Genomic DNA, 25,166 nt, shown 5'->3' with positions numbered 1-25,166 from the left:
GCCCTGACCTGCCCCCCCTCAACGCAACCGTTAAATGGCAGAATCCCCTCACCCAGATCATTTCGGAGACCACAATGCTTCGCGTGTTTGAACGAAGGCTCGACCCATTTCCCCCCGACGAAGCGCCACCACCGCCTGTCGGCCTGATGCGGTTCCTGTGGGCGTGCACGCGCGGCGCCCGTGGTTATATCCTTGCGCTGGCGCTGCTCAGTGCCAGTGTGTCGATCTACGAAGCCTGGTTGTTTTCCTTTCTTGGTCAGGTCGTGGACCTGCTCTCGACCTGGCAGGCCGGTGGCGATGCAAACAGGCAGGAAAGCTCTGTGCTCTGGGGTATCGCGATAGTGTTGCTCACCAGCATTGGGCTGGTGGCGCTGCGCACCATGGTGCAGCACCAGATACTGGCGATTAACCTGCCGCTGCGGCTGCGCTGGGACTTTCATCGGCTGATGCTGCGGCAAAGCCTTTCATTCTTTTCCGATGAGTTCTCCGGCCGAGTCACCACCAAGGTGATGCAGACGGCATTGGCCGTTCGCGAGGTCCTGTTCACCCTCATCGAAATCGCACCCGGAATCGGCGTTTACTTCATTGCAATCATCGCACTGGCCGGCGGCTTCGCCCTGAAACTCATGCTGCCCTTTATTGCCTGGGTCGCGCTGTTCGGGCTGGCCATGCTGTACTTTGTGCCGCGCCTGGGCCAGGTCGGGCAGGAACAGGCCCATGCGCGATCGTCGATGACGGGGCGTGTTTCAGACGCCTATACCAACATCACCACCGTGAAACTGTTTTCGCACTCCAATCGTGAAGCGCACTTCGCGCGCGCGGCGATGGAGGATTTCAAGCAAACAGGTTTTCGCCAGATGCGCCTGGTCAGCCAGTTCGAGATCGTCAACCAGGCACTGGTGGTGGCGTTGATCATGGCAGCCGGCGGTTACGCCTTGTGGCTCTGGCACCAGGGCGAAGTCGGCGCGGGAGCGGTGGCGGCGATCACTGCCATGGCGTTGCGTATCAATGGCATGTCGCACTGGATCATGTGGCAAATGACTTCTCTGTTCGAAAACATCGGCACCGTGCAGGACGGCATGGCCACCCTGACCCGCGGCCCCAAGGTACAGGATGCGCCGAACGCAGGCGTGCTGATGCCCTCTGGCGGCGCGGTGAGCTTTGACAATGTGAGCTTCAACTACAACGGCGAACGCCAGGTGCTCGACGGCTTGAGCCTGAACATCCGCCCAGGCGAAAAAATCGGCCTGGTGGGCCGTTCCGGTGCGGGCAAATCGACCCTGATCAATCTGCTGCTGCGCTTCTATGACGTCAACAGCGGTGAGATTCGCATCGACGGGCAAAACATCGCCCAGGTGACACAGGACAGTCTGCGTGCCGCTATCGGCATGGTCACTCAGGATACGTCCCTGTTGCACCGCTCCATTCACGACAACATCGCCTACGGCCGCCCTGACGCGACCGATGCGCAGGTGCGCAGCGCCGCGATCAATGCCCAAGCCGACGGTTTCATCAGCCAACTGAGCGATCGGCAGGGTCATAGCGGCTATGACACCCTGGTAGGCGAGCGCGGCATCAAGCTCTCGGGCGGCCAGCGCCAACGCATCGCCATTGCCCGGGTGATGCTCAAGAACGCCCCGATCCTGTTGCTGGACGAGGCCACCAGTGCCCTGGATTCGGAAGTCGAAGTCGCCATCCAGGAAAGCCTCGATGAAATGATGCAGGGCAAGACCGTCATCGCCATCGCCCATCGGCTGTCGACGATTGCGGCCATGGATCGGCTCATCGTCATGGACGAGGGGCGCATCATCGAACAGGGCACCCACGCTGAGTTGCTGGGAAGAAACGGCACCTACGCGCGGCTCTGGCAGCATCAAAGTGGCGGCTTCCTGGGTGAGGACCAGGGGGTGGTTGAGGCGATGGATCAGGCGTGAAGAAACGGGGTCGACGGGCTAAGCCGCCAGTGGTCGTTGCACCTCGCTTGCCGCCAGCCTGTGGCTAAGCTTAATGAATCGGGGGGAATTGAAACCTGGGTGTTCCCAAAGGAGACGATCATGTATGCCGTGATAAGAACCTACCTGGGCACTGGAGCAAAGCAGCTTTTCGAGCGATTGGAGGAACGCAAAACCGACGTCGAAGCCGCCCTGCGTACAGTGCCTGGTCTCGTCAGCTACACACTGCTCAATACCGGTGATGGCGGTACGTCGGTGACTGTTTGCACGGACAAACCCGGCAGCGATGCGAGCTTGAAAGTTGCACGTGAGTGGATTCAGAAAAATGCATCGGATATCCACGCGGACCCGCCGATCGTGACGGAAGGCCCGGTCCTTGTGCAGATCAAGTAACGCGTCCTTGCGATTGCCCCGCTTAGAGCGCTGCCTCGATTTTTTGCGCCGCCGCCTCATCGACCCAGGCGTGCCACACCTGCGGGTACTCCTTGAGGAACATCCTGGCCAGCTTGGGTGACTCGATGCGCTCGCGGGTCATCCTCGCCAGGTTCTGGTTCAGCAGATCGATGGGAATATTGACCTTTTCCAGCACCGCCACCAGTTCGGGCGCCTGTTCATGAAACGCCTTGGAGAGCCCGACCATGGTGACCACGTCTTTGTTGGCGCCGGTCTTTTCCTCCAGCCTTATCGCATCGACCTGGCCCATCAGCGGGGTCGGTGACCAGTAGTAGAACAGTACCGGTTCACCGCGTTTGTAGCTGGATAGCACAGCTGCATCCAATGCGGCACCGGTGCCCGGGCGGAAGTTCGTGAAGGTGTTTTCAAGGCCATACTCCTTCAACATCTCGGTATTGTCCTGTTCACAAATCCAGCCCGCCGGGCAGTTGTAGAACCGACCTTTGGAGGGCTCCTCCGAATCGCGAAATATACCCGGGTACCTGCTCAGGTCGGCGACCGTCCTGAGGTCGGGCGCCTGCGCAGGCCGCTTGCGCTTGGCGTCCCCCTCCACGACATAACGCGGCACATACCAGCCCTGGGTCGCACCGACGATCGGCGCGCCCACCCCGACCACCTTGCCGGCTGCCGCGGCCTTCTTCCAGACTTCGCTGCGCTCCATCCACTCTTCGCCAAACACTTGAATATCGTTGCCGGCCAGGGCGGTCTCGAGAATGATGGTGTTCCCCACCAACTGATCCGTTGCACAGCCATAACCTTCCTTGAGCACGATCATCATGATGTCGGTGAGGAGCATCCCGCTCTCCCAGTTCAGACCGGCAAACTTCACAGGCCGGCCCGATTCACACCACCCGGCGGCCTGGCTGCCGGCACTGCCAGCGAGCAAGCCAAGGGTGAGCAACGAGGCCAGCAAACTCTTCCTGTTTTTCATGATCAGACGCTCCGAATCATTATTATTGGGGGCAGCGAACTGTTGTGTGCGACACACGTGAAGCGAAGGAATCTATCAATTGCTTTTCTTGTTATTGGCGACACTCAAACCAGGGGATCGACGGTGGTGCGCCCGTAGAACAACTGCCGGGCATAGGCACTGAATTCGACATTGGGCTGGTCCACGTAGGCGAACACCGCGTTGAGTCTCAACCTCTCCCCTTGCACCGGCGTCACACGGTGCAATGAATAGCGGCCGCGGAACAATGTCAGGGTACCGGGTACTTGCGGCAACACCTCTATCTGCTGGGTTTGCGGCTCATCAAGGAACTGCCTGACCGCGTCGTAGCAATCGTCGCTTTCATTGCGCAGCATGCGCACGTACTCGAAATCCCCGCCGGCGCTTGCCGCCTGGAGGGACAGCGTGACGCTGAAGTCGGAACGATCAAAGTGCCAGCCCAATTGCTGCCCTGCCGTAAAGCCCTGCAAGTTAAGGGCTGCCAGGGGATCGGCGTGACGATAAAGCGTCTCCAGGTTCAATACATCCCGAATGAACGTCAGCACCTCGTCCGATTGATAAATCTGCCGGATCAAGTTGTCGCCGGGAATGTCGGCGTAGGCGACCGTATCTTTCTCCGTCTCCATCAAGCGCCGCAGTGGATGCCCTGGATCAACGCCTTCCTCCTGGGGCTTGAAGTAGACCGTATGTTTTTCCCGAAAATGAAACATGCGCGGGTGCAGTGCGAGGGTTTGATCCGCCATCGCGGCGACCGATTCATCGCGAATGAAACCCGGAAAAATCGCAACGCCTTCTTGTCCCAGCAACGACTGACTGCGGGCAACCAGCGCCCGATAAGCGGGGTTGGTGCGGTCGGTGATGGGGTAACGCGCGAGATCGATCAGATCGCCAAGGGCTGGTGCAGGTTTGCTAAGCAGGGTGGTCATGGTTGTTGTTCTCCGGTGGCTCTGCTGGATTCAGATTGCATCGACCGAAAAAACAAGTCACGCTCATAATTTTACGCAATTTTGTGAATTATTTTCAGGTCGGCCACCATGAGACTCACGCTGGATCACCTTGTGATGCTGCAAACCCTGTCCCAAGTCGATTCGATTACGGCGGTGGCCGAGCGCTTATGGCTGACCCCCTCTGCCGTCAGCCACCGCATACGCGAAGCGGAGCGGCGGCTGGGTGTGAGCCTGACGGAAAGGTCCGGCGGCAAATTGAGACTCAGCCCTGCGGGCGTGCGCCTGGAACGAGCCGCCAAGGACATCATCGCGATCCTGAATGAGGCCGAGTCCGAAGCCAGGTCCATGGCCGGCGGTGTCACGGCCTTTGTGCGCATGGGGGTCACCTCCTACGGCCCGTTCCGCTGGATTCCGAAATTCATCAAGCATTACTCGAGCCTTCGCCCGGATATCGAGATCACCCTGGTGACCGTGCCCCGCGACGATGTCTACGCGAGCCTGATGCAAGGACGGCTTGATGTGTCCATCATCGATGACGGCATGGTGCCCAGTGGTGTGGCAAAACTGCCGCTGTTTCGGGACGACCTGATCGCGATCATGGCCACCGACCATCCGCTTGCGCAAAGAAGGAACATCTACGCCGAAGACTTCAAGACCTACAACCTGGTGACGTACTCGACCGATCGCGCCAGTGGCTGGGAATACGATCGATTCTTCGCCCCCGCGAGCATCTTGCCGCGGCGCATGATCACGGTTGAGTTGATCGAAGCCATCGTCGAACTGGTTCGCTCAGGGTACGGCATCAGCATTTTGCAGCGCGATTTGGTGACCCCCAGCCTTGAGCGTGGGGAACTGGCCTGGGCGGCCCTGAACGACGGCCTTGATATCGCCTGGAACGCCATCGTTCGCCCCTCGGAACGGGAAGACAGCGAGGTTAACAAAATGGTGACAGAGCTGGACACCTGGATTAAGCAGGCTGGGAATCCTGGCCACGGCTAAACCTGCGTTTTGCACGTCAACCAGGCACTCCAGAAAAGGCTGCTGAAGAAACGGGTGGTGTCGCCAAATCCGCTGTCATGCAAAAGTTTTTGCACCGCCGCCTCGGAGTGTGGAGGATCAGCCCCTTGCAGGATTTTCCCAAGCTTGACCTTCACCTCATCGGGGCTGGCTCCATCCTGCCGCCACCGTTGCCCCCAGGCGGCGAGCAATAACGGCTGGCTGGCATACGCATACTGATTGCCCGCGACAATCAGCGGCGCACCCGGCTTGAGATGAGGTCGAATGGATCGCAGGATCTGTCGCTTGCCCTCATCCCCATCCAGATGATGGAGCACGCCGATCAAGGTCGCTGCATCGTAAGACTCGTCTGCTTCCAGGTCTTCCACGCGCCCAAGATGCAGGGTCGTTCTTTCAAGCAGGTTGTTGGCCTCCAGCTGCTGCTTCGCAGCCGCCAGCATCGGCTCGGATGGGTCTACCGCCATGAAGCGCCAACCCGGCTCAAGCCTGGCCATCGCAATGATTTCCTGTGCCGTACCACCAGCGCCAACCACCAGTACATTTGCCACACCGGTGTTGCCCAGGCTTGCCGCCAGCATGCACGCTGCCAAGTCCTGGCAGGCGTCATAACCTGCCAGCGCGATACGACTCTGTCGTGCGTACTCGTCGGCTCGAGAGGTATCGAATTTTTCAGCGGCGTTCCAAGGGGATGATTTCAAGGCGGTTCTCCATGTCCTGAAATCAAACTACGTCAGATCAAGAAATAATAAAAATTCATTAATTTTATGTCATGCATTCCTGCAAGGAATGCATGACTACGAACAATTCCTTTCGTTCGTCACGATCAAAATCAAGCCCCGAAGGCTTCGGGGCTTGATGGGTCAGACCACATCAGGGTTTGCGGCCTCCGCCTCCGCTCATCCCACCGTCATTGCGGCCCTTGTCAGATTGATCGCGATCAAGATTGCTGTCGCGTCCACTTCCTTGCCCAGCGCTGGACGATTGGTCAGCCCTGTTGGCTTGTTGTCCACCTGAAGCCTGGCCGCCTCTTTGGCCTGGCTTGGACATGTTTTCCTTATCGTCGGCAAATTCGCCGCCACGATTGCCCTGCCCGCCTCCGGACATGCGATCGCTATCGCGCGTTTGTTGTCCACCGGAAGCCTGACCGCCTTTTTTACCGGCTTCATGAGTCTTGTCCCAGTCACTGCCGGGATTTTTATTTCCTGTATTGGCCATTTTCATTCACCTCTACATCGTTGGCACGAGCTTGGGCTCGTATACGTCGGAGGACGCACAAAACAGAAAGTTTGAACGGAAATATCGGACTCGCGACGAGTGGATTCGGGCATTTGGTTCCATCGAAAACGGGCGCATTCGATGGACGGCAAGCGCCTCATGAGGCGGAGATCAAAAGCCAAAGTAACAGCAAAAGCGAGGCGGCCTGATCGGGAGCCGTAAGCATTCCCTTTGTAGGAGCCAGGCTTGCCGGCGAACCAGGCGGTGCGGTGTGTCTGTTGTACCGCGTTATCGTTCTTCGCCGGCAAGCCTGGCTCCTACAGGGGATCAGGTACACCCGTAAAAGTCAGGTCGGCTTTAAGGCCGCCTCGCTTTTGTTTTTGATCTGGGTGCCCCGTTAACCACGATGGCCGAACGCAGGCATTGCGCAGTGGGGAAACCGGCAGGACGCCGGTTTAGCCGCGCTGGGCCAGGGATGGCCCATCGCGGCGACCCACGGAGCAATGCCGGAGTGAGGGCATGCCGAGCCTTAGCGAGGCACCAAGTGGTGGGGCAAAGCCTTTTGCTTACTTTTTGGCGTTTGAAAAAGTGAGTCGCCGTAAGGGCGAAACCATAAGTAGCCGTTACCGCAGCAACGGATATGTACTCAGAAAACAATCTCCCACAGGCCTTGACGCGACATGGACCAACGTTGGTAGAGGCACCGAAAGAAGTAGTCACGTGACGCGCCCATCTGCAACAGTTTCAAGATCAGACGCCCGATGTTTACTAGACTTGATAACGCATAGAAGTCTTGCATGCCTCACAGGTAATCAATCGATGACTGAACACATCGTGCATTTTCATTGCCAGATCGATCAGGCAACCACTGAGCGCTTCCGCGACTGTTGCCTCGAAGCCATCGAACAAGGCGCCACCTCCCTGCTCCTCAATCTGTCGACGTGTGGGGGCAGCACCAACTTTGGCTTCACCCTCTACACCTTCCTGAAGTCACTGCCAGTACCGCTGTGCGCGATCAACGCAGGCAACATCGAGTCAATGGGCATCATCATGTTCCTGGCGGCAGGCCGGCGAATCACTTCGCCCCACTCGCGCTTTTTGATTCATCCGATGAACTGGTACTTCAGCCAAAAATCAGTCGATCACCAGCGCCTGCGTGAATACCTGTCGAGCCTCGACAACGACCTTGCGCGCTACGTGAAGATTTTCACCCTCGAAACGGCGGAGGCAGAGACCAAGCTGGACATTTTCCATTGCCTTTCAGCGGAAGAAAAAGTCATCGCTGCACACGAGTCCCTGGCCTATGGCATTGCCCATGAGATGAAGCAAATGATGTTCGCCGATGATGTCAAACACTGGAAAGTCAGCGGTGGATGAACCAGGCGCGCGGCCATGGATCTGATATTCCTGGGTACCTCATCAGGCGTTCCGACCCGAAATCGAAATGTGAGTGGCACCGCTCTCATAGAGTCCTCCGGCAGGGGCTGGTACCTGGTGGATTGCGGTGAAGCCACGCAGCATCAAGTGATGCGCACCCCGCTGTCTCTACAAGCGCTGCGCGGGTGCTTCATCACCCATGTCCATGGCGATCATTGCTTCGGCTTGCCCGGCTTGCTGGCCAGTGCCGGCATGTCGGGGCGTGTCGAGGCACTCGATATCGTGATGCCGGTTGCGCTCCATCCCTGGTTGCGCCTGAGCCTGACCGTCAGCAAATCCTGGCTGCCCTTCGAATTGCATCTGCATGCGAGCGAAACCTTCGATGGCTGGCAAAATGCAACGGTTCAGGTCAACAGCGTTGCCCTCTCCCATCGTGTTCCGAGCCAGGGCTTTGTTTTTACCGAACCCGATCCTCATCCGCGACTGGATACCCAACGCCTGGAGGCTGAAGGGATTCCCCGTGGGCCGCTATGGGGCGAGTTGGCCCATGGACGTGAGGTTGAACACGCCGGACGCCTGTTTCGCGCCGAGCAATTTCTGCGCCCTGCACGCCCCGCTCAACGCATCATCATCTGCGGCGATAACGATACCCCCGAGCTGTTGGCAGAGGTCGCTGACGGAGCGGATGTGCTGGTACACGAAGCAACCTTCACCCAGGCATTGATCGATCACAATCAGGAGGCTTACGGGCACAGCAGTGCCGCCGCCGTCGCGCATTTTGCCGAGCTGGCAGGCATTCCCAATCTGGTCCTGACCCACTTCAGTGCACGCTACCAGGACAATCCCGAGCGAAGTCCGTCCATCGACGATATCTACAGGGAAGCCGCAGCGCACTTCACCGGCAGGCTATTGCTGGCGCGGGACCTGCAGCGCTATCACCTCGACCGGGACGGTCGATTGGACGTCGTCATGGGCCGCTTGGCGTAAGGGGTGATCGATTCTTTGCTTGCGCATCACATATGGATATCCGTATATTTGATTATCCATATGTTATAGGCCGCCGCAATGATCACCCCTCCCGAGGTATTCAAGAGCCTGGCTGACGAGACACGTGCCCGCGCCACCTTGCTGATCGCCAACCAGGGCGAGCTGTGTGTCTGCGAGCTGATGTGCGCCCTGGACGACAGCCAGCCGAAGATCAGCCGCCATCTCGCGCAACTGCGCAGCAGCGGACTGCTGCTCGATCGCCGTCAGGGGCAGTGGGTTTACTACCGCCTCAATCCGGACCTGCCCGCCTGGGTGCACGAAATCTTGCAGGTCACCTTGCGGGCCAATTGCGATTGGCTGCAGAACAATGCTTCGCGCCTGCAAAACATGGACGGCCGTCCTGTTCGCGATGCAGCCTGTTGCTGAACCCCCTGATCGAGTGAGTTTTCAATGCTGGTCGCCGCTTCTGTTTTTGTCTTCACCCTCATACTGGTCATCTGGCAGCCCAAGGGGCTCGGCGTCGGCTGGAGCGCCTCTGCCGGTGCGTTGATCGCGTTGGCGGTGGGTGCCGTGTCGCTGCAGGATATTCCGACGGTGTGGGCCATCGTCTGGAACGCCACTGCCACCTTTATCGCCATCATCGTTATCAGCCTGTTGCTGGATGAAGCCGGTTTCTTCAAATGGGCCGCCCTGCATGTGGCGCGCTGGGCGAACGGCAGCGGCTACCGGTTGTTCGCCTTTTGCGTGCTGCTGGGCGCGGCGGTCTCTGCGTTGTTTGCCAACGACGGCGCGGCGCTGATCCTGACGCCCATTGTCATGTCCATGTTGCTGGCGCTGAGGTTCTCGCCTGCCGCGACCCTGGCTTTCGTGATGGCCGCCGGGTTCATCGCCGACACCGCCAGCCTGCCGTTGGTGGTGTCTAACCTTGTGAACATCGTGTCCGCCGATTACTTCGGGCTGGGCTTCGCCGAGTACGCCTGGGTGATGGTGCCGGTCAATCTGGTCAGCGTCGCCGCCACCTTGCTGATGCTCTTTTTGTACTTCCGTCGGGACTTGCCGCCGCGGTATTCAGTCGAGGCCTTGCAGACGCCTGCAACGGCGATTCACGATCCCGCCACCTTCTTCGTGGGTGGGTGGATTCTGGTTGTCCTGCTGCTCGGCCTGTTTGTCCTGGAGCCGCTGGGGGTTCCCATCAGCGCGGTGGCCGCGGCTTGTGCGGCGGTCCTGTTCGCGGTGGCGGCGAAGGGTCACCGGATCTCCACCCGGCGCGTGTTGCGTGAAGCACCCTGGCACGTCGTGGTGTTCTCCCTGGGCATGTACCTGGTGGTGTATGGCCTGAAGAACGCGGGGCTGACCGATTCACTCACCCATGTGCTCGACCGTTTGGCCGAACTGGGCCTGTGGGGCGCCACCCTGGGCACCGGCCTGCTGGCCGCGCTGCTGTCGTCGGTGATGAACAACATGCCCAGCGTGCTGATCGGCGCCTTGTCGATCCAGGCCAGCGGCGCGGACGGTATCGTTCGCGAGGCGATGATCTACGCCAACATCATCGGCTGTGACCTCGGCCCGAAGATCACCCCCATCGGCAGCCTCGCCACCCTCCTCTGGCTGCACGTGCTTGAACGCAAAGGCATGCGCATCACCTGGGGTTACTACTTCAAGGTCGGGATCGTGCTGACCCTGCCGATTCTGTTGATCACCCTCTCGGCCCTGGCGCTACGCCTGAGCCTGACTCTTTGACGTCCGCCCCGAGCGGCAGGAGCAAACCCATGCGAGTCCTGTTCATGTGCACGGCCAACAGCTGCCGCAGCATTCTTTCAGAAGCCATGTTCAATCACCTGGCGCCGGACGGCTTCGAAGCGGTGAGCAGCGGAAGTTTCCCCAAGGGCCAGGTACTGCCACGCAGTCTCACCACCTTGCAGAACGCGGGCATTGGCATCGACGGCTTGAGCAGCAAGGGCAACGACGCCTTCGAGGGTAACCCGCCGGATATCGTCATTACCGTGTGCGACAAGGCGGCGGGCGAATCCTGCCCGGTGTACTTCGGCCCGGCTTTGAAAGCGCATTGGGGCCTGGAAGATCCTTCCGATGTGGTGGGCGATGAAGCGGTTGTCGACGCCGCCTTCCGCGCCACCCTGGCGCGCATCGAACAACGCTGCAAGGCCTTCCTCGCCCTGCCCTTGACCACCCTCGGCCGCGATGAACTCAAGCGCGAGCTGGACCGAATCGGCTCGCTCTGAGCAGGAGGATACATGTCAGACGCTCTTCCCAATCTTGATCTCGCGCTGTTTGACGGTGCGCAGATCCCGCATCAGCCCACTGCTCACAAGCCCCGCATCCTGCTGCTGTACGGCTCGAACCGCGAGCGCTCGTTCAGCCGCCTGCTGGTCGAAGAGGCCGCGCGGCTGCTGGAGCACTTCGGCGCAGAGACGCGCATCTTCAATCCGTCCGGTTTGCCATTGCCCGACGATGCCCCCGTCGCTCATCCCAAGGTCCAGGAACTGCGCGAACTGATGCAGTGGTCCGAAGGCCAGGTCTGGTGTTCGCCGGAACGCCATGGCGCGATGTCGGCCGTGTTCAAGGCGCAGATCGACTGGGTTCCCCTGGAGCTCGGCGCCGTGCGCCCCACCCAGGGCAAGACGCTGGCGGTGATGCAGGTGTGCGGCGGCTCGCAGTCGTTCAACGTGGTCAACCAGCTGCGGGTGCTGGGGCGCTGGATGCGCATGTTCACCATCCCCAACCAGTCCTCGGTGCCGAAGGCCTACATGGAGTTCGATGAGGCGGGTCGGATGAAACCGTCGGCGTACTACGACCGGGTCGTCGACGTGATGGAAGAACTGGTGAAATTCACCCTGCTGCTGCGCGACCGTCAAGCGTTCCTGGTGGATCGATACTCTGAACGCAAAGAGACGGCCGACCAGCTCATGGCCCGGGTCAATCAGCGCTCGATCTGAGGTGGGCACCGTCACCCGTTAGCCACGGAACTGAAAGGCCTGGGCCATAATGACCCTGTCTTGCACAGCCATCGGCGGGAACCTTTCAGATGATCTCGATCGAACTGCACGCGGCCCGGCGCGATGAACTGCAGACCATTGAAAACCTGATGCAGTTCTACACCTATGACTTCAGCGAGTGGCTGCCGCTGACATTGGGTGAGCATGGCTTCTACAGCCTCGTGCCGCTCGAGGACTACTGGCGAAAACCCGCGACCCAGGCATTCCTGATCCGGGTCGACGGGGAATTGGCCGGGTTCGTCACCGTGGATGACGAAATCCACGTGCCCGATGCCCGCTACAACATCGGTTACCTGTTCGTCACTCGGCGCTTTCGTGGCCAGGGAGTCGCCAGGTTTGTCGTGTCCACCCTGTTGAACCGCCACCCGGGTCAATGGCAGATTTTCCATGTCGAGGCGAACCAGCCGGCACGGCTATTCTGGGCTGCCGTGATTCCTGAGGCGGCGCAAGACCGATTCAGCGTTCACCAGTTGTTGATCCAGGGGTTGCCGTGCACCGTTTACTGTTTTGAAAAAGCGTAAGCCCCTTGCAGGAGCCCGGCTTGCCGGCGAAGGCGTCCTTGAATTTAGCGCCGGTCTTTCGGGCGCCTTCGCCGGCAAGCCGGGCTCCTACAGATAACCAGGCCAAGCGCGGTACTGCGCAGCCAGCGCCATCCCCCTTTTTAATTCCAAATCAGCTTTGTCAGACAATATGTAGTGAATAAAAATATTCACTACAAAACCGTTGACGCCTTCGATTTGCCCTTGCATGATGCAGACATCTCCCCGATCGGGAGTAGCAACACGCTTGAGCAAGCTCGTCTGACCGCCGAGCTGTTTTTTCCGGATACACGCTGCCCACAAGGCAGATTGAAGAAGCTGACCTGGCCTGAACGTCCAGTACAAGGACGAGAAGCGCTGGCGATCCATCCTCATGATGCTTGTGGCCGACCCTGAAAACGTCGGCAGGGGCCAAAGGTTATCGCCGCTTCTCTTCGTTGTGACGCTATTGCGTAGCAGTTATTCAACACGACTACATGCAACAGACGCGGGACCCCGCCGATTTCGGCGGACGACTGCTGACGTCCTGGTTTCGGTGCCAGGGATCAACTAACCGATGGGCTACTTGTATTAGCGAATCAACTTTGAAAGATCACCAAATGGTCAAGGGGGCTTTATCATGAACCTGAACAATCAACCTACTATCGAAGAACTGGCTCGTATGTTCGCGGCGCAAAAAGACAGCCACGACAGCCATATCCTGTGGATCAGCAAATCGGGCCAGGTGCATATCGACTGCCTGTCGCCGCATGCCCATGAAGCGGAGTTCGACCAGAACAACCAGAACCTGCTCGCCCGACTGAAAATGTACCGTCGCGGCCATGGCTATGTCGGCAAGAAAGCCGCCGCCGACAAGGACTTCATCGGTAATGTCCTGCAAACGCTGAAACAGGCCTGGGACTCGCTGCAGAACCAGAACGAAGTTCGGGTGATTGACCGGTTCTACTGATTGATTAATTAGTACCTCAATACAACAAAGGGCCTGCTCCGGATAAGAGCAGGCCCTTTTTTAGTGCCTTTTATTCCTGCCCTCCAATTAACCACTGTAGGAGTGAGCCTGCTCGCGATAGCGGAGTGCCAGGCGCCAAATGTGTTGAATGCAAGTCCGCCATCGCGAGCAGGCTCACTCCTACAGGGGTTTCGGGGTGTTCAAGAGAACTCAGTGCCGAGCACCAGGTCCATGAACGCCACCGACGCCGCACTGTGATAATTGTTCTTGCGTCGAAGCAGCGCGGCCCCGCGTTTGGGCGCCTCACCCAGCAATGGAATCCTGCGCAACGCACGTTCCGCAGTGGCGATGGGTTCCGGGAGGATCGTGGCGATGGCGGTGTGCGCAATGACTTCCAGCAAGGTGTTGACCGAGTTGACCTCGATGGCCACCTTGGGCGTGATCTGCGCTGTGACGAAGTACTCGTCAATGCAGGTACGGGTGATGAAGTCCTGGGTCAACAAGGCAAACTCCAAGTGCGCCACTTCTTGCGCGCTCAACGCAGCCTGGCTTTCATACAGTGGGTGAGCCCGGCCCACCATCAGCCCCAGGGTTTCGGTAAACGCCGGGATCGATTCGATATCGGCATTTCTTACCTGATCGAACGCAATCGCGACATCCAGCGAATCATCCGCCAGCCCCGCCTCGATGTCTGCCATCGACAATTCGAAAATCTGCAGATGGATGTTCGGATACCGGGCCACGTAATCGCGCACTAACGGCCCTGCCAGATACGCCATGAAGGTGGGCGTCATGGCCAGGCGCAAACTGCCACGGGACAGGTCCTTCACGTCATGCAGCGCCCGCTTGCCCGCCTCAAGTTCCACCAGGACCCGACGGGCGCATTCGATGTAGGCCTCGCCTGCGTCCGTGGGCTTGACCGTGCGCGAGGTGCGGTCGAACAAGTTGACGCCGAGGGTTTCCTCCAGTTGCCGGATCTGTTGCGACAGGGTCGGCTGGGAAACGTGCAGCGCCTCGGCGGCGCGGGTAAAGCCGCCGTGGTCGGCGACGGCCAATAAATAACGCAGATGACGCAGCAGCATGGGATCACCATCTATAGGCAACACTTATGCATTGCATTGTATATGGGTCTTGGACGCTATGAGTTGGTCGGCAGAAGATAGCTTCACACCCGACACAGCCCACTGCGACAGGAGAAACACCATGCAACAGTCCCACGCCTACAACGATCCCAGCCTGGCCCTGACCACTGAAGTACTGGATGCCAAGGCACGTAAAAACCTGTCCTGGCAGGATCTGGCTGACGGCACCGGCCTTGGCCTGGCCTACGTCACCGCCGCCCTGCTCGGCCAGCACCCGCTGCCGGAAAGTGCCGCCAACGTGATTGGCGAGAAACTTGACCTGGACGCCGACGCCATCGCTCGCCTGCAGATCATCCCGCTGCGCGGCAGCCTCTCAGGTATCCCGACCGACCCGACCATCTACCGCTTCTACGAAATGATCCAGATCTACGGCACGACGTTGAAGGCCCTGGTCCATGAACAGTTCGGCGACGGCATCATCAGCGCGATCAACTTCAAGCTGGACATGAAGAAAGTCGAAGACCCGGAAGGCGGTCACCGCGCCGTGATCACCCTCGACGGCAAGTTCCTGCCGCTGCGCCCATTCTAAGTGGATACCGGCCCGCGCTGTGCCGCGGGCCAAACCCGGCTCCCCCCTGAGGACGCAAACATGCAAGCGCTCATCGATGGTTTCCTGAAGTTCCAGAAAGACGTCTTTCCGCAACGCACCGATCTGTTCAAACACCTGGCCACCACGCAACATCCCGGCACCTTGTTCATCACCTGTTCCGACAGCCGCGTCGTGCCGGAACTGCTGACCCAGCAAGAACCCGGCGAGCTGTTCGTCATCCGTAACGCCGGCAACATCGTGCCCTCCTACAGCCCTCATCCGGGCGGTGTGTCGGCCACGGTGGAGTACGCGGTCGCCGTGCTGGGCGTGACCGACATCGTGATCTGCGGACATTCCGACTGCGGCGCGATGACGGCGGTGGCCAAGTGCAAATGCATGGACCACCTGCCCGCCGTCAGCGGCTGGTTGCAACACGCCGAGTCGGCCAAGGTGATCAACGAATCCCGGCCCCACGCGGATGAGGCGGCCAAAGTCAGTTCGATGGTGCGCGAGAACGTCATCGCGCAGCTGGCCAACATCCAGACCCACCCGAGCGTGCGCCTGGCCCAGGAAAAAGGCCTGTTGAACCTGCATGGCTGGGTGTACGACATCGAGACCGGCTCGATCGATGCCCTGGATGCCGGCAGCCGCACGTTCGTGGCGCTGGCCGAGCACCCGACGACGTGCGCCGTGCAGGGCAAAGCCGTCGAAGCCGCCTGAGCTTGAGCGCAGCGACCGCCCAGGCAGCCGCTGCGCAAGTTTTTTTAGCGTTTGACCGACAGGTCGACCTGGGTCATGCGACTGCGGATGGTAAACACACCATCGCCCGAGAGAATCGCGCTGCGCGCAAACAGGCGCCCGCTCTCCCAGTTCGACAAGCCCAGCTCCGGCTTGTTGAGCGCGTACTGGCCATCGACCCAACGGGTGATGCCGTTGCCGACAAAGGGCGCGTTGACCGCGTTGTAGAAGCGCTCCTGGGTCGCCGCCTCTTCACTGAGCAACGACACGGTGAATTGCGGGCTGTAGCGGTTGAACAAGGCGATGGCGCTGTCCAGGTCGTCGACGATCTTCAGGCTGACTTCCGGGGTTTCTTCCCACTCCCACTCGCGACCCAATTGATCTTCCGGCAAAGGTTCGGCCTGCGCTTCGGTGCGGTAGCCTTCGGCGCGATAGACCTCGACGGTTGCGCTTTGCCAATCGGCCGGCAGGAACGCTTCGCTGCCCTCCACGATGTGCAACTTGCAGCCCTGGCCGCGTGCCTTGCCCGCCTGTTGCAGCGCGTCGAGAAACAGCGGCACCAGTTCAGCGGCGCGATCGCGCTGGATCAGGCACACGTTGAGGGTGTTGCAGACCTTGCGATCGAGGGAGTTGCGCACCACGGCAGCGAAACGCGTGGCATCGGCGTCGGTGTCGGCGATCAACCAGGCACCGCCGGTGCCATGCAGGCTGACGGCGGTGCCGGCCTGTTGCGCAATGCTGCCCAGCTGACTGACGGCGCGCCCCGAACCACGGGCCACGGCCAGCGACAATCGTCGGTCGGCGAACATCGCCCAACCGGCGGCGTGATTGACGCTTTCCACCAACGACACCGCACCGGTCGGCAATCCGGTGTCGCTCAGTGCCGGGTTCAGTGCGTGAGTGACAATGGCCTGGGCCGTGCCCAACGCATCGCTGCCAATGCGCAACACTGCGGTGTTACCGGTGCGCAACACACCGGCGGCATCGGCGAAGACGTTCGGCCGGCCCTCGAAGACGAACGCGACGATGCCCAGCGGCGAGACCACTTGTTCGACTTTCCAGCCGTCGTGCTCGACGCAACTGATCACCTTGCCGCGGGTGGCCGCCGCATCGCGCCAGGCGCGCAGGCCGGCAATCATGTCGCGGCGCATGCGCTCATCGGCCAGCAAGCGCGTGGTCGAACGACCGCGGGCCTTGGCCCGTTCGATGTCGGCCAGGTTCGCGGCCTCGATCAAGGCCCAGCACTCAGGCGTCTCCAGGCGTTGGGCGAACACATCGAAGAAGGCGCTGATGGCCTGGTCCGACACCGTCGACATCGCCTTGAAGGCCGCTTCGGCGCGTTCGATCGCCAGCGCTGCCGCTTGCTGGTCCGCCACCGGGATCAGCAACAGTTCGCCGCTGACCTGCTCCACCAACAGGTGGTCACCGGGCGCAAAGCGTGCCGCCAGTTCGGGGCTGACGACGGTGACACGATTACCGGCGAAAGGGATCGGCGTGCCAGCGACTAGACGTTCGAGCGCAAGAGACATGAAGCGGTATCACCATGCAATGGGCGGGCTGAAAATGTATAGCAAAAGCCGCCGAGCGTCATCCGCCGCACCCTTGCGCCGATGATCGCAAAGCCAACTGTGACAGCCTTGCGGACCTACGCTTAAACAGTACCCCCCCGCGTTTGCTGTTTCGAAGGAGGCCGTCATGAGCGACGAATTCAGAAGCCATGGCGCAGCCCTTGACGACGAAGGTCTGGAAAATGCCCTGGACCTGGCCAAAGTCAGCGCTGCACAACTGTGGGCTGTTCTGGCAGTAGAAACCTCCGGCAACGGATTCTTTTCCGATCGCCGTCCGAAAATCCTTTTCGAGCGTCACGTCTTCAGCCGCTTGACCCACCAGAAATTTGACGCACAACACCCTGATATCAGCAGCAAAAGCGCTGGCAACTATGGTGCGTCGGGGGATCACCAGTACGACCGGCTCAACCAGGCGATCGAGCTCAACCGCAATGCGGCGCTGCAAAGCACGTCGTGGGGGCTGGGCCAGATCATGGGGTTCAACTTCGCCTCCACCGGTTCTGCAGACGTCGAGTCGATGGTCAAGCGCATGGTCCTGTCCGAGAACGAACAACTGCTGTGCACGGTCGGCACGTTGATCGGTGGCGGGTCCATCGCCGCGCTACGGGCCAAGGACTGGGCGAACTTCGCCCGTCGTTACAACGGCCCCAACTACGCCATCAACAACTACGACGTGCGGCTCAGTGCCGCGTATCAGAAGTTCTCCTACGGCGGCACGCCTGACCTGAGGATTCGTACCGCGCAAACCTACCTGACGTACCTGGGCTGGCACCCCGGCACGATTGACGGCATCGTCGGCAAACAGACCCGCGATGCGATGAACCTGTATCAGGCCAAAGAAGGCCTGGAACTGACCACAGTGCTCGATGACGAGACACTGGAGCATCTGCGCAGCAGGATTCTGGCGATGCCGCTCTGATCCCGCACCAGGCACATCCCCTGTGGGAGCGAGCCTGCTCGCGATGAGGCCTTTCAAGTCGACATCAATGTGACTATCAGACCGCTATCGCGAGCAGGCTCGCTCCTACAGGGGGGCGGTGTTGCTTTCGCTACGTATCAAAGTGTGTACAGCCCCGCCCCTGACACACCAGGCCTTCAAATCCCCGCGCCAACGACACACCGCAGATACACCCGGTTGATGAAATACGTCCCAACGGGCACACCCCGGTCCGACATCCCTGCCTTGAAGGAGATCAACCATGAACGCCACTATTTCATCGGCCGTGAAAGGCCTGCACCTGAACCTTGACCGTGCCGGCAACTGGATCGCGCCACTGACCCTGCGGGTGTTCCTCGCCTGGGAATTCTTCGAGTCAGGCCTGGAAAAACTCAACGGCGAAAACTGGTTCGCCGACATCCAGGACCGCTTCCTGTTTCCGTTCAACCATTTGCCGGCCACGCTGAACTGGGAACTGTCGATGTGGGTCGAGCTGATCTGCGCCCTCGCCCTGCTGGTGGGCCTGGCCACGCGGTTCTCGGCGATCAGCCTGATGGTGGTGACCATCGTCGCGACCGCCGCGGTGCACTGGCCGGCCGACTGGTCGACCTTGAGCGAACTGGCCCAGGGTTACTCCATCAGCAACAAAGGCTTCGGTAACTTCAAGCTACCGCTGATCTACCTCGCCGCCCTTGTGCCGCTGCTGCTTTCGGGTCCTGGCAAGTTCAGCATCGATGCGTTGCTGGCGCGGTTTTTCTGGTGCCGCAATCAACACTGAAACGACGCGGTACTGCCTTACTGTAGGAGCGAGCTTGCTCGCGATGGACTCAAAGACGCCGCGTATGACCAGATGTACGCGTTATCGTTGACCTCCTTCGCGAGCAAGCTCGCTCCTACAGTGGATCAAGCATTATCGAAGCATTTCTTCCACCGCCTCAATCCCCGCCAGTTGCGGATGCGCATTGCGCTCATGCACATGGGCATGCGGGGTGCGGTCGATCAGCAGGCTCAGCAGTTCCGGGCGGCTGTAGTGGCCGCGCGAATCCATCATGCGTTTGCGCTTGTCGATCAGGCTCATGTCGAGGTCGACGATCACCTCGCCTTCACCCTCGGTCAACGCACCCAGCACCACGCCGTCCGGGCTGATGATTGCCGTGTAGCAACCGCCGGAAATCGGACCGATCGGGCAGCCGGTATCGGCCATGATCTGCGCCTGTTGCTCAGGGTTGAGCCAGGCCGTGGAGTTGACCACGAAGCAGGCCGCTTCCAGGGCGTGCTGACGAATGCTGACTTCCATCTGCGAGGCGAACAGGGAACCGGCGAACGAGCCGGGGTACATCGAGGCGTGGATCTGCTCGCCATCGGCCATCAACGCGTAACGGGCCAGCGGGTTGTAATGCTCCCAGCACGCCAATTGGCCGATGCGCCCGACCGCACTGTCGGTGGCGCGCAGGCCGGAACCATCGCCCATGCCCCAGATCATGCGTTCATGGTAGGTCGGGGAGATCTTGCGGCGGCTCTGGATCAGTGTGCCGTCGGCGTCGAACAGCAACTGGGTGTTGTACAACGTACCGCCATCTCGTTCGTTGACACCGATGGACACGACCATGCCGGCCTCCCTGGCCGCGGCGCCGATGGCATCGGTCGCCGCCGACGGTACCGTCACGGCCTGGTCCAGCAGCTTGAGATGTTCAGCGCCCATGGCAAAGGGCGCCTGGACGAAGGAGAAATACGGGTAGTACGGCACGATGGTTTCTGGAAACACGGCGAACTGCACGCCCTGCCCGCCGAGTTCGAGAATCTTCTCGACGACTTTATTGACGGTGCCTTCTCGGCTGTAGAGCACGGGGCTGATTTGTACGGCGGCGGCTTTGACGAAGGTCATGGCGGTCATCTCATTGAGGGAACGGGCTTCAACGAGATAAATATTACTATAATCATATTTAGTCTTGAATGTCGTATACACCACCTTTTAGGACATCATCCCCGATTGGCCCGCTGAATCACCTGCGGAGGCTGCCCGAAAGCACGCAGAAACGCCCGACGCATGCGCTCCCTGTCACCAAACCCGGTTTCGGTGGCCACCACATCGATCGAGTGCCGGCCGGTTTCCATCATCAACCGTGCGGCTTCCACCCGCAGGCTTTCGATGGCCTTGGCCGGCGATTGCCCGGTTTCGGCATTGAACACACGGCTGAATTGTCGAGGGCTGAGATTGACGGCGTTGGCCAGTTCCTCAACCGACAATTCGGACTTCAGGTTCTGCTTGGCGTAAGTCAACGCCGCCTGGATGCGATCGGTCCTGGGCTGCAACTCCAGCATCACCGAAAACTGCGACTGCCCGCCTGCCCGGCGGTGATACACCACCAACTGCCGGGCTACCCGCCGCGCGACTTCGGCCCCCAGGTCCATCTCGACCAGCGCCAGCGCCAGATCAACACAAGCGCTCATGCCCGCGGCCGTCCAGAGGTTGCCATCGTTGATGAAGATGCGGTCCTCCTCGACCTTGATCCTGGGGTACGCCCGCTGCAGCGACGCGGCGTGACACCAGTGGGTGGTCGCCCGTCGCCCATCGAGCAAACCGGCCTCGGCCAGGGCAATGGCCCCGGTGCAGATCGAACCCAGGCGACGGGTGTTCTGGCTGGCGCGACGCAAAAATTCGACCATGCCGGGTGATACCGGGCGAATCAAATTGTCGCCCATCACCAGCAACGTATCGAATGAACGCTGCCCGAACGCTGTGGTTTCTACGGCAAAACCGGCTGAGGTTTGCACCATGCCGCCGTATTCGGACAGCAAGACCATGCTGTACTTCGGCTCTTGCATCGCGTTATTGGCCAGTTCGAACGTGGCACACATGGCCAGGCCCAGGACCTGGAAGCCCGGGTAAACGATGAGTCCGATGTGTTGCATGGTGGAATCTCTCAAGCGACCTTAAAAGCAGCATTACCACTGTAGGAGCTGGCTTGCGAGCGAAGGCGCCCGAAAGACCGACGCAGTGTTCAAGGACGCCTTCGCCGGCAAGCCGGCTCCTACAAAGAAATCGAAAACACCGTCAGATGGCAAATCGGGCAAACAATCCTTTATATAAGCCATATCCCTGCGGTTATTAGGTCTATAAATAACAGTACAGCGGTGGCCGCAAACAAGAGGCACAGGCCATGGACAGCAAGGATTCGGGCACAAATCTGGCCTTCTGGCTGCCAGGCAGTGCGGTCATCCTGAGTCTGGTGGTATCGATGTTCGCCCTCACCCGCGAACCCTTCCTGGAGCCGCGCCCCATCGGTGCCCAGTTCCAGGCCCAATTGCCCATCGAAGCCCGGCTGTGGCAGGACCCTTTCGACGCCGTGGAGCGTTATCGCAAGAAACTCGCCGACAGCAAGAACCCGGACGCCGAGAACGTTTGCAGCCCCGATCTCTCTCCCCTCGGCGCATCACCATCGGCGCCCGACATCATGGTCGCGCTGGTCGAGGGCGGCCCTTACGCCGATGAAGTCGAACGGCGTCGGCGTATTCGCTATGCCTTGCTGGCCGGTTTCAAGAATTCCCATCGGGTGCCCGATCAGGAGCAGTACATCCACTGCCTGAAACTGGCCGCCAACCTGTCACTCGATGCGCCGCGCAAAAGCGCTTTCGTCGATATGCCCTACGAAGTGTTCGTGTCCAATCCCTTTGATCCGCCGCTCGCGCTTGAAGGCAAGCCCGCACCGCCCGACCGCACGATCGTGTTCTGGCTGAAACAGGACGCGCTCGGTTCGACGCCGCTGCAACAGCTCGAAACGCTACGCGACAGCCTGAACAAAAAAGTCGCCATGGCTTGCGCGCCAGCCCCCTGCGCCGAACCACCGGCCAATGCCGTGCTGAAGGTCATCGGCCCCTCGACCTCGACCGTGCTGCGCGACATGTTCCAGGATCAGGACATCGGCAAGGCTTCGGCGAACATTGAAATCTACTCACCGCTGGCCACCGCCGATAACGAGACACTGGATCGCGGCTACCAGAAGCTTTCGCCGCCGCTGGCCAACCGCGAGCCGATGAAGTTGCTGCGCACCGTCAGCGACGACGGCACCATGACCCAACTGATGCTCGAGGAGTTGAAGTTGCGTCGCGTCGACCCGGCCGCTGGCGTACGCTGCGGCGAGGGCAAACTGAGCCGGATCGGCTCACCCTGCACCGGCAATCTGCGCCGCAGCGCCAACCGCATCGCGCTGATTTCCGAGTGGGACAGTTTCTACAGCCGCGCCCTGATCGAAAGCTTCAAGCTGCAGGTGGCCAGGGACGCCCGACTCGGCGACAGTGAAAACCATAAGGGGGCTGTCGACCAGTGGATTTTGCGCTTCAGTTACTTGCGCGGTCTCGACGGGCGTCTGCCGGAAGAGTCGGCGAGCACCGATAAAACCGCCACTTCCAATGTCGGTAAAAACGCCTCTGGCGCCGCCGCAATCGACCTCAGCCCGCTGGAGAAATCCGACGGCAACTCCCAGCTCGACTATCTGCGACGCCTCGCCGACCACATCGCCAGCGAAGACGCGGCCTATCGACGCGATGGCGAAAGCGGCATCGGCGCCATCGGCATCCTGGGTGTCGATGCCTACGACAAGCTGCTGGTGCTGCAGGCGCTCAAGAGCCGGATGCCCTACAAACTGTACTTCTCCACCGACCTTGACGCGCGCATGCTGCAACGGGGCCAGGCGCAAACCACGCGCAACCTGATCCTTGCCGCGCCCTATGGCCTGACGCTGACCCGCGCCCTGCAACAGGACGTGCCGCCGTTTCGCGACAGCCTGCAAACTGCCGTGTTCGTCTCGGTACTGGCGGCATTGGCGCCGCAATCCTTCGATGCCAAGCGTGCGAAATTCGACTACTCCAAATCGGAGCTGCTCTCGCCGGGCATCTACGAAGTGGGCATCAGTGGCTTCATTCCCCTGGCCACGCGACTGGGCGCCTCGCGCCCGACCAGTTGCCAGGCACCCACACAAGCCCAGTCGGAGCGCGGCATACTGCCCCACGACCTGATGGCGCTGCGCTGCCTGCAAGATCCCTCGCCGCCGCCCTACCCTGAACCCTCCAGGTCTCTGCGCGAGCGTTTCAAACACAGCCAGTCGTTCTTTTGGGCGGGGCCCTTGACGCTCACCCTGCTGACCATCGCCGCGTTTATCCTCTGGTGGCGCATCGAGGGGCCCCAGGGTGAACACGACACGCGACTGGCGTGGGTGCGCGGCGTTCCTATCACGCTGTTCATGGTGGCGGCGGCCTGCGCCTTCATTGCCACGCGCTACTGGCATGCGGAGTTTCTATGGTTCACCTTCGTGCTGGTGCTGCTGGGCATCCTGTCGTCGAACCTGCTGCGCCGCTCCACGCGGCGACTGGCACTGGCCCAGGACGCGACGGCGAGTTTGACCTCGGGGTCATCCGATGCCTGGGCGTGGTACATCGTGGTCCCGCTGGTGGTGTTCATCCTCGCGTTGATGCTGGCGTACCAGATGCGCAGCACCCTGACCGACAACGGCCTGGGCGAGCCGATGTTCCTGCTCGAAGGCATCAGCGCCTGGCCGACCGTGGCACTGCGCCTGCTGGCCGTGCTGATCTCGCTGTCGGCGTTGACCTGGGGCTGGCGCAAGCTGCGCATCAACCGCGCCGACATCGAAAGCGCCTTCCATTTGCGCCTGCACATGCGCAAGTACCAGACGACGCTGTGGGGCCAGGTGCAGCGTTTGATCCGCCGCGGCAGACGCTGGAGCCTGCGTCGCTGGTGCAATGAACTGGGCCATTGGCTGCTGCTGATTTTCTTCCCGCTGATGAGCGCCAACGAAGACTGGTCGAAGTCCTGCGCCGCCGCCCAGGCCCGCTGCACGGACGGACGCAAGATGATCGTCATTGCGCGCTTCTGGGGCGAGCACTGCATCTGCGGTTCATTCGGTGCCCGCCTGTTGCGGGCGATGCTCGCCACCTGGGCCTACGTCGTGGTCACCAGCGTGCTGTTCGTGATCTGGCCCATGGAAGGCTCGCCCGTGCGCGGCGCATCGGATTGGTGGATGTTGAACTGGCTGGTTCCGACCCTGACTTTCCAGCTACTGGTGTTCTGGGTCATGGACGCCAACCTGTTGCTGACGCGCTTCATCCGTCATCTGAGCGAGCACCATGCGATCTGGCCAGGGACTCTGCAGGCCGAGCACAAGAAAATCTTCGGCATGCTCAAGCATCCCTGCATCGATGAGTGGGTGGATCTGCAGCTGATCGCCAAGCGTACGTCGGCGGTCAACCGGCTGATCTACGCGCCGACCGTGGTGCTGTTGATCCTGCTGGCCTCGCGCAGCAGCCTGTTCGACAACTGGCCGACGCCGCCGGGGCTGATGATTTCCTACCTGCTGACCGCGTTGCTGCTGCTCAGCTCCGCGCTCACCCTGCGGCGAGCCGCGGAAAAGGCCCGCACGGTGGCCTTGCAACGCATCGACGCCTATTTGCTGGAAACACCGGAATCGACGCCCGGCTATGCCAAGTTCAAGATGATCCGCGAGCGGGTTTCTACGCTCAACACCGGTTCGTTTTCGCGCTATTCCGAGGATCCGTTGATTCGTTCGCTGCTGTTGTCCCTGACCGGTATCGGTGGTTCGGCGATTGTCGATGCGTTGAATTATGCGAAGTTTTAATTAGTTGCTGCTCATAAGAATTGGATGGGGTGTATATCCGTTGCTGCGGTAACGGCTACTTATGGTTTCGCCCTTACGGCGACTCACTTTTTCAAACGCCAAAAAGTAAGCAAAAGGCTTTGCCCCACCACTCGGTGCCTCGCCTAGGCTCGGCATGCCCTCTCTCCGGCATTGCTCCGTGGGTCGCCGCGATGGGCCGTCCC

Annotated in this window: 25 protein-coding genes; 16 read left to right on the top strand and 9 right to left on the bottom strand. The window is 60.4% G+C overall.

Annotated features, from left to right (window positions below; genetic code table 11):
• Positions 1-74: 74 nt before the first annotated feature.
• Both HFK74_RS10180 and HFK74_RS10175 read left to right on the top strand, forming a co-directional pair.
• Positions 75-1,934, top strand: a complete 1,860-nt coding sequence (locus HFK74_RS10180) for an ABC transporter ATP-binding protein (protein ID WP_180203401.1) — start codon at positions 75-77, stop codon at positions 1,932-1,934.
• A gap of 120 nt (positions 1,935-2,054) precedes the next feature.
• Positions 2,055-2,345 (top strand): hypothetical protein, encoded by a 291-nt coding sequence (locus tag HFK74_RS10175; RefSeq protein ID WP_180203400.1) that lies wholly within the window; start codon positions 2,055-2,057, stop codon positions 2,343-2,345.
• 22 nt (positions 2,346-2,367) lie between these two features.
• Here the strand turns inward: HFK74_RS10175 and HFK74_RS10170 are convergent, their stop codons facing one another.
• Complete coding sequence (locus HFK74_RS10170; RefSeq protein ID WP_180203399.1) at positions 2,368-3,336, bottom strand: ABC transporter substrate-binding protein; 969 nt, start codon at positions 3,334-3,336, stop codon at positions 2,368-2,370.
• Between the two features lie 104 nt (positions 3,337-3,440).
• Positions 3,441-4,280 carry a hypothetical protein gene (locus tag HFK74_RS10165; protein WP_180203398.1) on the bottom strand — a complete coding sequence of 280 codons (840 nt, stop codon included), beginning with the start codon at positions 4,278-4,280 and terminating at the stop codon, positions 3,441-3,443.
• Between the two features lie 108 nt (positions 4,281-4,388).
• Between HFK74_RS10165 and HFK74_RS10160 the strand changes: the two genes are divergently transcribed.
• Complete coding sequence (locus tag HFK74_RS10160) at positions 4,389-5,300, top strand: LysR family transcriptional regulator (RefSeq protein ID WP_008055881.1); 912 nt, start codon at positions 4,389-4,391, stop codon at positions 5,298-5,300.
• Here HFK74_RS10160 and HFK74_RS10155 read toward each other — a convergent pair.
• Together HFK74_RS10155 and HFK74_RS10150 are read right to left on the bottom strand one after the other, a co-directional pair.
• Positions 5,297-6,016 carry a class I SAM-dependent methyltransferase gene (locus HFK74_RS10155; protein WP_180203397.1) on the bottom strand — a complete coding sequence of 240 codons (720 nt, stop codon included), beginning with the start codon at positions 6,014-6,016 and terminating at the stop codon, positions 5,297-5,299. The two genes, HFK74_RS10160 and HFK74_RS10155, sit on opposite strands and share 4 nt — an antisense overlap.
• A 172-nt stretch (positions 6,017-6,188) precedes the next feature.
• Complete coding sequence (locus HFK74_RS10150; protein WP_180203445.1) at positions 6,189-6,533, bottom strand: stress protein; 345 nt, start codon at positions 6,531-6,533, stop codon at positions 6,189-6,191.
• A gap of 819 nt (positions 6,534-7,352) precedes the next feature.
• On the opposite strand from HFK74_RS10150, the gene HFK74_RS10145 reads away from it, so the two are divergent.
• From HFK74_RS10145 to HFK74_RS10115, 7 genes are all read left to right on the top strand, one after another.
• Positions 7,353-7,910, top strand: a complete 558-nt coding sequence (locus tag HFK74_RS10145; RefSeq protein ID WP_180203396.1) for an ATP-dependent Clp protease proteolytic subunit — start codon at positions 7,353-7,355, stop codon at positions 7,908-7,910.
• Between the two features lie 15 nt (positions 7,911-7,925).
• Positions 7,926-8,897 carry a ribonuclease Z gene (locus tag HFK74_RS10140; RefSeq protein WP_180203395.1) on the top strand — a complete coding sequence of 324 codons (972 nt, stop codon included), beginning with the start codon at positions 7,926-7,928 and terminating at the stop codon, positions 8,895-8,897.
• Between the two features lie 78 nt (positions 8,898-8,975).
• Entirely contained in the window at positions 8,976-9,323 is a 348-nt protein-coding gene (locus HFK74_RS10135; protein ID WP_180203394.1) for a metalloregulator ArsR/SmtB family transcription factor, read from the top strand.
• Positions 9,324-9,347: 24 nt separating this feature from the next.
• Entirely contained in the window at positions 9,348-10,637 is a 1,290-nt protein-coding gene (locus HFK74_RS10130) for an arsenic transporter (protein WP_180203393.1), read from the top strand.
• Between the two features lie 29 nt (positions 10,638-10,666).
• On the top strand, positions 10,667-11,137 hold the full coding sequence (locus tag HFK74_RS10125) for an arsenate reductase ArsC (protein WP_180203392.1): 471 nt from the start codon (positions 10,667-10,669) through the stop codon (positions 11,135-11,137).
• Between the two features lie 12 nt (positions 11,138-11,149).
• Positions 11,150-11,851 (top strand): arsenical resistance protein ArsH, encoded by a 702-nt coding sequence (gene arsH, locus HFK74_RS10120; RefSeq protein ID WP_180203391.1) that lies wholly within the window; start codon positions 11,150-11,152, stop codon positions 11,849-11,851.
• A gap of 89 nt (positions 11,852-11,940) precedes the next feature.
• Complete coding sequence (locus HFK74_RS10115; protein WP_180203390.1) at positions 11,941-12,432, top strand: GNAT family N-acetyltransferase; 492 nt, start codon at positions 11,941-11,943, stop codon at positions 12,430-12,432.
• Between the two features lie 87 nt (positions 12,433-12,519).
• Here HFK74_RS10115 and HFK74_RS10110 read toward each other — a convergent pair whose 3' ends face one another.
• Positions 12,520-12,819 carry a hypothetical protein gene (locus HFK74_RS10110; RefSeq protein WP_180203379.1) on the bottom strand — a complete coding sequence of 100 codons (300 nt, stop codon included), beginning with the start codon at positions 12,817-12,819 and terminating at the stop codon, positions 12,520-12,522.
• A 250-nt stretch (positions 12,820-13,069) separates the two neighbouring features.
• Between HFK74_RS10110 and HFK74_RS10105 the strand changes: the two genes are divergently transcribed.
• Positions 13,070-13,399, top strand: a complete 330-nt coding sequence (locus tag HFK74_RS10105) for a hypothetical protein (RefSeq protein ID WP_180203389.1) — start codon at positions 13,070-13,072, stop codon at positions 13,397-13,399.
• A 200-nt stretch (positions 13,400-13,599) separates the two neighbouring features.
• On the opposite strand, the gene cynR is transcribed toward HFK74_RS10105, so the two are convergent.
• Positions 13,600-14,481 (bottom strand): transcriptional regulator CynR, encoded by an 882-nt coding sequence (cynR, locus tag HFK74_RS10100; protein ID WP_180203388.1) that lies wholly within the window; start codon positions 14,479-14,481, stop codon positions 13,600-13,602.
• Positions 14,482-14,602: 121 nt separating this feature from the next.
• On the opposite strand from cynR, the gene cynS reads away from it, so the two are divergent.
• Both cynS and HFK74_RS10090 read left to right on the top strand, forming a co-directional pair.
• Complete coding sequence (cynS, locus tag HFK74_RS10095; RefSeq protein ID WP_180203387.1) at positions 14,603-15,070, top strand: cyanase; 468 nt, start codon at positions 14,603-14,605, stop codon at positions 15,068-15,070.
• A 60-nt stretch (positions 15,071-15,130) separates the two neighbouring features.
• On the top strand, positions 15,131-15,790 hold the full coding sequence (locus HFK74_RS10090) for a carbonic anhydrase (RefSeq protein ID WP_180203386.1): 660 nt from the start codon (positions 15,131-15,133) through the stop codon (positions 15,788-15,790).
• 44 nt (positions 15,791-15,834) lie between these two features.
• On the opposite strand, the gene HFK74_RS10085 is transcribed toward HFK74_RS10090, so the two are convergent.
• On the bottom strand, positions 15,835-17,337 hold the full coding sequence (locus HFK74_RS10085; RefSeq protein WP_180203385.1) for an aldehyde dehydrogenase family protein: 1,503 nt from the start codon (positions 17,335-17,337) through the stop codon (positions 15,835-15,837).
• Between the two features lie 166 nt (positions 17,338-17,503).
• On the opposite strand from HFK74_RS10085, the gene HFK74_RS10080 reads away from it, so the two are divergent.
• Complete coding sequence (locus HFK74_RS10080; protein WP_180203384.1) at positions 17,504-18,295, top strand: N-acetylmuramidase domain-containing protein; 792 nt, start codon at positions 17,504-17,506, stop codon at positions 18,293-18,295.
• Between the two features lie 280 nt (positions 18,296-18,575).
• Entirely contained in the window at positions 18,576-19,091 is a 516-nt protein-coding gene (locus HFK74_RS10075) for a DoxX family protein (RefSeq protein ID WP_180203383.1), read from the top strand.
• Positions 19,092-19,223: 132 nt separating this feature from the next.
• Here the strand turns inward: HFK74_RS10075 and HFK74_RS10070 are convergent, their stop codons facing one another.
• Positions 19,224-20,198, bottom strand: coding sequence for a nitrilase-related carbon-nitrogen hydrolase (locus HFK74_RS10070; protein WP_180203382.1), 975 nt, complete (start codon positions 20,196-20,198; stop codon positions 19,224-19,226).
• Positions 20,199-20,293: 95 nt separating this feature from the next.
• Positions 20,294-21,226 (bottom strand): GlxA family transcriptional regulator, encoded by a 933-nt coding sequence (locus tag HFK74_RS10065; RefSeq protein WP_180203381.1) that lies wholly within the window; start codon positions 21,224-21,226, stop codon positions 20,294-20,296.
• A 248-nt stretch (positions 21,227-21,474) separates the two neighbouring features.
• Between HFK74_RS10065 and HFK74_RS10060 the strand changes: the two genes are divergently transcribed.
• Positions 21,475-24,963: a hypothetical protein gene (locus HFK74_RS10060; protein WP_180203380.1), complete on the top strand. Its 3,489-nt coding sequence runs from the start codon at positions 21,475-21,477 to the stop codon at positions 24,961-24,963.
• The last annotated feature ends 203 nt before the right edge of the window (positions 24,964-25,166 follow it).

The organism is Pseudomonas sp. SbOxS1, assembly GCF_013416725.1.
Taxonomy (GTDB): Bacteria; Pseudomonadota; Gammaproteobacteria; order Pseudomonadales; family Pseudomonadaceae; genus Aquipseudomonas.
Note: the sequence above shows the minus strand (reverse complement) of the source record. Positions and strands in the feature narration are given on the sequence as shown.

Coding starts and splice junctions, on each gene's coding strand:
- HFK74_RS10180 (WP_180203401.1), top strand. CDS start 75: ATGCTTCGCGTGTTTGAACGAAGGCTCGACCCATTTCCCCCCGACGAA.
- HFK74_RS10175 (WP_180203400.1), top strand. CDS start 2,055: ATGTATGCCGTGATAAGAACCTACCTGGGCACTGGAGCAAAGCAGCTT.
- HFK74_RS10170 (WP_180203399.1), bottom strand. CDS start 3,336: ATGAAAAACAGGAAGAGTTTGCTGGCCTCGTTGCTCACCCTTGGCTTG.
- HFK74_RS10165 (WP_180203398.1), bottom strand. CDS start 4,280: ATGACCACCCTGCTTAGCAAACCTGCACCAGCCCTTGGCGATCTGATC.
- HFK74_RS10160 (WP_008055881.1), top strand. CDS start 4,389: ATGAGACTCACGCTGGATCACCTTGTGATGCTGCAAACCCTGTCCCAA.
- HFK74_RS10150 (WP_180203445.1), bottom strand. CDS start 6,533: ATGGCCAATACAGGAAATAAAAATCCCGGCAGTGACTGGGACAAGACT.
- HFK74_RS10145 (WP_180203396.1), top strand. CDS start 7,353: ATGACTGAACACATCGTGCATTTTCATTGCCAGATCGATCAGGCAACC.
- HFK74_RS10140 (WP_180203395.1), top strand. CDS start 7,926: ATGGATCTGATATTCCTGGGTACCTCATCAGGCGTTCCGACCCGAAAT.
- HFK74_RS10135 (WP_180203394.1), top strand. CDS start 8,976: ATGATCACCCCTCCCGAGGTATTCAAGAGCCTGGCTGACGAGACACGT.
- HFK74_RS10130 (WP_180203393.1), top strand. CDS start 9,348: ATGCTGGTCGCCGCTTCTGTTTTTGTCTTCACCCTCATACTGGTCATC.
- HFK74_RS10125 (WP_180203392.1), top strand. CDS start 10,667: ATGCGAGTCCTGTTCATGTGCACGGCCAACAGCTGCCGCAGCATTCTT.
- arsH (WP_180203391.1), top strand. CDS start 11,150: ATGTCAGACGCTCTTCCCAATCTTGATCTCGCGCTGTTTGACGGTGCG.
- HFK74_RS10115 (WP_180203390.1), top strand. CDS start 11,941: ATGATCTCGATCGAACTGCACGCGGCCCGGCGCGATGAACTGCAGACC.
- HFK74_RS10110 (WP_180203379.1), bottom strand. CDS start 12,819: ATGGATCGCCAGCGCTTCTCGTCCTTGTACTGGACGTTCAGGCCAGGT.
- HFK74_RS10105 (WP_180203389.1), top strand. CDS start 13,070: ATGAACCTGAACAATCAACCTACTATCGAAGAACTGGCTCGTATGTTC.
- cynR (WP_180203388.1), bottom strand. CDS start 14,481: ATGCTGCTGCGTCATCTGCGTTATTTATTGGCCGTCGCCGACCACGGC.
- cynS (WP_180203387.1), top strand. CDS start 14,603: ATGCAACAGTCCCACGCCTACAACGATCCCAGCCTGGCCCTGACCACT.
- HFK74_RS10090 (WP_180203386.1), top strand. CDS start 15,131: ATGCAAGCGCTCATCGATGGTTTCCTGAAGTTCCAGAAAGACGTCTTT.
- HFK74_RS10085 (WP_180203385.1), bottom strand. CDS start 17,337: ATGTCTCTTGCGCTCGAACGTCTAGTCGCTGGCACGCCGATCCCTTTC.
- HFK74_RS10080 (WP_180203384.1), top strand. CDS start 17,504: ATGAGCGACGAATTCAGAAGCCATGGCGCAGCCCTTGACGACGAAGGT.
- HFK74_RS10075 (WP_180203383.1), top strand. CDS start 18,576: ATGAACGCCACTATTTCATCGGCCGTGAAAGGCCTGCACCTGAACCTT.
- HFK74_RS10070 (WP_180203382.1), bottom strand. CDS start 20,198: ATGACCTTCGTCAAAGCCGCCGCCGTACAAATCAGCCCCGTGCTCTAC.
- HFK74_RS10065 (WP_180203381.1), bottom strand. CDS start 21,226: ATGCAACACATCGGACTCATCGTTTACCCGGGCTTCCAGGTCCTGGGC.
- HFK74_RS10060 (WP_180203380.1), top strand. CDS start 21,475: ATGGACAGCAAGGATTCGGGCACAAATCTGGCCTTCTGGCTGCCAGGC.